The sequence below is a fragment of the Cedecea sp. B1(4) genome (genome assembly GCF_059414925.1).
Map to the genome: position 1 here is coordinate 1 of NZ_JCAHMZ010000131.1, position 273 is coordinate 273.

Here is a 273-nt window from a genome sequence, read left to right on the forward strand (position 1 = left end):
AAAAAAAAAAATAAAAGAACAAAAAAAACCCCAGAACCACAATATAAAAAACACCAAAAAACAGGATTTTAACCCAGAAAAAAAAAAAAAAAAACAAAGAAAGAAAAAAAAAAACAAAAAAAAAAAAACCCCACCACAAAAAAAACACCAACAAAAACAAAAAAAACACAACAAAAAAACAAAACACAAAAAACAAAAAAAAAAAAAAAACAAAAAACAAAAAAAAACAAAACAAAAACAAACACAAAACAACAAACACCAAAAAACCAAAAA

Annotated in this window: 1 protein-coding gene; it reads left to right on the plus strand. The window is 20.9% G+C overall.

Features of this window, described 5'->3' with window-relative positions:
- A partial coding sequence (locus ACR6JA_RS22345; RefSeq protein ID WP_494599600.1) for a hypothetical protein occupies positions 1-273 on the plus strand: 273 nt, incomplete at both ends.